Annotated in this window: 1 protein-coding gene; it reads right to left on the bottom strand. The window is 37.7% G+C overall.

The features are described 5' to 3' along the window. Positions 1-63 precede the first annotated feature (63 nt). The coding region (locus E5A76_RS20765) for an Ig-like domain-containing protein (RefSeq protein WP_161119049.1) at positions 64-2,616 on the bottom strand (2,553 nt) is incomplete at its 5' end.

Genomic DNA, 2,616 nt, shown 5'->3' with positions numbered 1-2,616 from the left:
ATGAGGTATCAGTTTTAAGAACAAAAAAAAGGAGCTATTCGCTCCTTTTTAATTATCTAATCATTAATGATGAGTAGTATCAATCACGCCATGATGAAATAGATTAGTCACAATATCTGATGTTGACGAACCTAAATCAGGATAAACAGAAGAAATGTTATCAATAACAATATGCTGTTTATCACCATGTAGACCTATATCTAACGTACCATCTTGTATTTTTGTACTCGATACCTGAGATAGTAATACATCAACACTGCTATCATCACCTAAGATTGAACTTAAATCTAAATGGTCGCCTGAAGCAAAATCTTTAATTGTTACAGTGGCATGAATATCTTCTTGACTTAAAAAGTCCAACTTAAATGTGTCGTTACCCGTACCACCAACCAGAATATCGTTTCCTTGATCAGCAATTAAAAGATCATCACCGCTACCGCCGTAAAGTTTATCATCACCTTCACCACCGATAAGAACATCGTTTTTACTCTGACCAAATAAGATATCATTGCCCGCTTCACCATAAAGCTTATCAATACCACCTTGGTGCACTGATATATCAGCAATATCAGGGTGTTTATCAATGAAACTAAAAATGTCCTTCTCATTAATATCAGCAACTGATTTACCAGCATCTTTAGCAACGGCATCTTTTAATGCATTTTCAGGTGTTAAACCATCTGGTAAATGACCATCTTTATAACCAAGCACTTCATAATTCATGAAGTCACCAAATAGGATATCACTATGAGAACTACCATGAATTGTATCACTACCACCAAGAACTTTTTGGGCTGCAATACCTAATTCTTCATCTAGCTTACTCATGTCATGAACATCAATATAGTGACTGTCTTTTCCATAATCATGACCAACCTTAGCAATGCTTTCCATTTGCTTTACAGCTTCTGGATTATCAATTGCCATACCCATGGTAATGATATTTGGATCAATACTATGGAAATAGTTTTGACCTACATGTTTAATGATTGTATTGATATTAAAACGATCACCAATATTATCTTCACCATCGGAAAGGAAGAATAATGTATTTGATTCACCAGGTTTAAACAATTCAAATGCATTTTTCAATGCCGCGTCATAATCCGTTTGTCCCCATGGCTCTATACCTTTCAAATAGCTTGTAATATTTTCACCAATTGCAGCTAACGGGTTATGGGTATCATTAATATCTTTACTATGCTGTTCTACAGCAACCAGCTGTTTTGAGACAGGATCGTATTTAAATGATGTTGTACCTTGATAACCACTACCAAAAGTAGACAAGTTAATCGTCGTTACCGCTAACTGCTCTGGTGTATAAGCTTCTTCAATAGTATGTAAGGTATTATTTAATGCTTCTTTTGCTAAACCAATTCGAGTGACCTCTTCCATGCTAATGGTATGCTTCACATTATGTGAATCCCAAATAGTTAATTCCGTATTGTAATTAATATCAGGGCGATTGGAGATCAACTGCTGCATTGCATCATCAAACGATAAACTCTGGAATAACGCATGAGCACCATTATTGAACGATACACTGGAAATTTTCTCATCAGGAGAAATACCAAATGCTTTACTAAATGGAATAGCTATTGCTCCCATACTTGCTGATGTATCAAGAATAAAGCTAATTGTTTGAGGCTCAATTTTGATTTCAACAGGTGATGAATCCCCCACTAAAAGATCGTTATAACCACTACCATTAATAACATCACCACCATTACCACCGATATGAATTTCACCATAAGCGTCGTAAGGTTTATCACCATTTGCAGTTGCGCTATTACCGTATTGGTCTGAGATACTGATAGTGGCGTTTACTTCACCAGTAAAGCCATTATTTTGGTTTGGTTCAAAGTATCCACCAGGTACATGTGCGGTATAACCTAACTGACCAGCACCATGATCTTCTACTTTTACATCAACAGTTTGATCACCAAAATGTAACGTGACAGTATCACCGACTTTAGCGTCACCACCAACACTACCCGTTACAGTGATAGGTGTATTGTTATCATGCTCTTCACCCGTGATCGCTTTGCCGCCATTAATGGTGTCAACAGTCACAGATACATCAAGCGTTGCTACTTTATAGTCATGGCTTGCAGTCGCAGTTTCCGAGTTACCAGCTTTATCACTAATACTTACAGATGCAGAAATTTGATCTGTGGTTGCATTAGCTAGCACACTGCCCGCAACTTCAACTTGCCAGCCTAGCTTACCGTTACGCTCAATCACTTTCGTTGTATAGTCATGACCATCAAGCGTAATGGTCACGTTATCGCCGACTTTCACATCACCGCCAACATCACCATGAAGAAGCTGCTTTTCAGTTGCTTCTTTTTCATTGATCACATTATCACTGGTAATATTGTCGATAGTGATAGAAGCATCTAAAGTTTTCACGCTGTAATCATGCTCAGCGTTTGCAATCTTACTGTTACCAGCATTATCCGTTGCCGTTACTTGGGCTGTAATGTGATCTTTTGACGCATTCGCAAGTACCGAACCTTCAACATCAACAGTCCAGCCGAGTTTGCCATCTTGCTCAACGACTTTAGTTTTGTATTCGTGACCATCAACATTGATAGTAACTTCATCACCAGCTTT

Origin of the sequence: Photobacterium lucens (assembly GCF_009873615.1) — a bacterium.
Lineage (GTDB): Bacteria > Pseudomonadota > Gammaproteobacteria > Enterobacterales > Vibrionaceae > Photobacterium > Photobacterium lucens.
The sequence above is the reverse complement of the archived record's forward strand: the minus strand, read 5'-3'. Positions and strand labels throughout refer to the sequence as shown.